Source organism: Dehalobacter sp. (genome assembly GCA_023667845.1).
Classification (GTDB): domain Bacteria; phylum Bacillota; class Desulfitobacteriia; order Desulfitobacteriales; family Syntrophobotulaceae; genus Dehalobacter.
Window position 1 is genome coordinate 1 of record JAMPIU010000159.1, and the last position, 2873, is coordinate 2873.

Here is a 2873-nt window from a genome sequence, read left to right on the forward strand (position 1 = left end):
CATTTACTACCATTCTCTTTACAAGAACTTGAACCATTGGCAGATTCTTACGAAAACCTGATTTTCAAAGGTCAATACCCACGGATTTACGACCGAACCATTCCACCACCTGATTTTTATCCATCCTACATTCAGACCTACGTGGATCGGGATGTGCGCATGATCAAAAATATCGGGGATATTAATGCCTTCATCCAGTTCACACAATTGTGCGCCGGCCGTATCGGGCAGTTACTGAACTATGCCAGCCTGGCCAATGATGCCGGTATCAGCCCCAACACTGCTAAATCTTGGCTTTCCATTCTGGAAAGTTCTTACATCCTATATCGTCTACAACCATACCACCGTAATTTCAACAAACGCTTGGTGAAATCACCCAAGCTCTATTTTTATGATACCGGTGTCGCCTGTTCACTACTTGGTATACGCGAGCAAGAACAAATCAATTTGCATTACATGAAAGGCTCCCTCTTTGAAAATTTGATTCTCAATGAGTTCATCAAGCGTAGTTTCAACCGGGGCGAGAACCGTCAACCATATTATTGGCAGGATAATCACGGTAAAGAAATTGATTGCTTATTGGTAAATGGTGAAAAGGTTACAGCGATTGAGATTAAATCCGGAAAAACAATATCCATCAGCTATTTTGAAAATCTTAATTACTGGCGATCTCTAACAACCTTACCTGAGAATCAAGAATATGTGGTCTATGGTGGGGATCAATCCATGCAAACAAGTGCCGGCACTTTAATTAGCTGGAAGGATTTGGATCGCATTCCAGATTAATAACCTCATCGATCAGTTCTGTATAAATTGTGAAATGTATGCAGATTTAAATACTCAGGATGTCAGAAAGAGATTTTTTCATGCCTGAATATCTGTAAGTCGGTAAGAATGGACAAATTACCTTACCTGCTTCCACGCTGCAAAAAGCAAAGATCAAAGAAGGTGATTTACTTGATGCTGTAGTTGATACCGACGGGACCATTCTATTACTTCCAAAACTGGCGTTGGATCGAACTAAAGCTGAAAATTACCAACTGAAAGATATTGACTGGTCAGTAAAACAGAAAGACGGAACGTAAGTCGTATACAAAGGTAAGCTCTGTACTCCTTGTGCCGCAAGGTCCGAACTATAGGACTTGGTGCTGCCAAAAAGAGAGAAAATGCAAGGAACAGAAGCTTTCTCCTATTTACGGAGAGTCAAGCAATCAATCAGTTACCATAAATACGCTACCATGGCCTTGAAAAATCGGAGTTGTACTCCGAAATTTCAAGGTAGAGTAGAGAATTTGGGTAAACGGCAGGTTAAATCTCCAAAGATTAATTTCCGCGATACTGGGTTATTGCACAGCCTTCTGGATATTCCCAATGGGCACAACCTGCTTGGACATCTCATGGTCGGTGCTTCATGGGAATTTTTTGTGCTTGAGCAATTATTGCAAATCCTGGATCCCAATGAGGAATGTTTTTGGGGTACGCACGCCGGCGCTGAACTTGACTGGTTTTTCAGTCCGGAGGAAACCGATATGGCATTAAAATCAAGTTTACCGACGCCCCCACTTTGACACTTCCGATGCAGGTTGCTTCTTCTGAATTATCCCTTAAACATCTCTGGATCGTTTATCCGGGAAATGAAACATACCCAGTAAAGAAGAACATTACGGCATTGCCGCTAAGGAATCTGGATACGATCCGGGAGAAAATCAAATAAACCTTGAACTGTTGTCGAGATGAGGCCGGAGAAGTGACTCTTTGAATTCCTACTTGCAGCTCTCACCCGCATATCGAGTCGCACAAATTGCTGTATAAGCGAAAACTACAGGTAGAGTAATATATGTGGATTTGAGCGCGTCGCCTTACAAATTTCGGAGAGCGATAATTGTTGCATAACAAAAAGTAATACTATAAATTTCCAATGATCGTTGAATAAAGGTCAACAGAAATAACCTCTGAGTAGATCATTTATCAATTGATCTACTCAGAGGTTCATAAATTAAGCCCCTATTTTTTATCCATATCCTGCAACTGTTGGCTAATCGCAGCCAATTGTTTCTCCAACCAGGTCTTGCGTTGCTCCATCACTTCTTTTGTCTCAGGTTGAGGAGCAGTAGATTGCTCCATATCCCAACCAAAATTACCGCGGCCAAAGCCTCGTCCTCTTCCCCGCGACTGGCCTCCTCCGCATGGACCCATTCCTCTACCGATTGGCCCCTTACCCATTGGTCCAGTTCCATCAAATCTGGGCATATTATTCTCCTATTGAAAGTTATGAATTATCGTCTGTTGATCCGGTTTGAATGCCGGCGGCTAAATAGACGGCCAAATGTAAAATCCCACACCCGGCCACCCCAGTGAAATGGACCATTAAACATTGGGGTTGTAGTTGAAATTCGCCCCGTGGTAACACCGGTCGTTCCACAATTTCCCATGCCTCGACCTGTCCGTGAGCCTTGACCCAAAGGTCCTGTTCCATCTCTAGCAGGCATATCAGTTTCCTTTCAACCTATTTAAACTTTCTTAAGCAATTGCAGGATGATTTCATTTGTTCTTGCCAATTCCTGCTTCCAATATTGCAAGGCTTCTTCTCCTAGCGCCGTCAAATGATAAGTCCGCCGAGGAGGACCTTGTGTCTGATCAGTTTCCCAATCGGATTGAATCCACCCAAGGTCTTCCATTTCTCGTAAAGTTCGGTAAACGACGCTTGGGTGAAGTGTATTTAAGCCTATTTCTCCTAAATCATTAAGCAGCGAGTATCCATGACTAGGCTCTCCCTTTACCAGTACCAGTAAAGCAGGTTCCAATAAGGACACAGTCAAGGAAGAGTGTCGTTTCTCTTGACCCTCCCCATTTCTCATTGCCCATCCTCTTCC

4 protein-coding genes are annotated in these 2873 nt (G+C 43.1%); 2 read left to right on the forward strand and 2 right to left on the reverse strand.

The features are described from left to right. Both NC238_14130 and NC238_14135 read left to right on the forward strand, forming a co-directional pair. Window positions 1-786, forward strand: a 786-nt coding sequence (locus tag NC238_14130) for a DUF4143 domain-containing protein (GenBank protein ID MCM1567044.1), incomplete at its 5' end; no start/stop codon positions are given. Window positions 787-1166: 380 nt separating this feature from the next. Next, on the forward strand, window positions 1167-1568 hold the full coding sequence (locus tag NC238_14135; GenBank protein ID MCM1567045.1) for a DUF4143 domain-containing protein: 402 nt from the start codon (window positions 1167-1169) through the stop codon (window positions 1566-1568). A gap of 436 nt (window positions 1569-2004) precedes the next feature. Here NC238_14135 and NC238_14140 read toward each other — a convergent pair whose 3' ends face one another. Together NC238_14140 and NC238_14145 are read right to left on the reverse strand one after the other, a co-directional pair. Then, window positions 2005-2250 (reverse strand): DUF5320 domain-containing protein, encoded by a 246-nt coding sequence (locus tag NC238_14140; GenBank protein MCM1567046.1) that lies wholly within the window; start codon window positions 2248-2250, stop codon window positions 2005-2007. A 260-nt stretch (window positions 2251-2510) separates the two neighbouring features. After that, window positions 2511-2873: helix-turn-helix transcriptional regulator (locus NC238_14145; protein MCM1567047.1), on the reverse strand; the 363-nt coding region annotated here is incomplete at its 5' end.

Bases quoted from the DNA above. Each gene is read 5' to 3' on its own strand.
- NC238_14135 (MCM1567045.1), top strand. From the start codon at position 1,167: ATGCAAGGAACAGAAGCTTTCTCCTATTTACGGAGAGTCAAGCAATCA.
- NC238_14140 (MCM1567046.1), bottom strand. From the start codon at position 2,250: ATGCCCAGATTTGATGGAACTGGACCAATGGGTAAGGGGCCAATCGGT.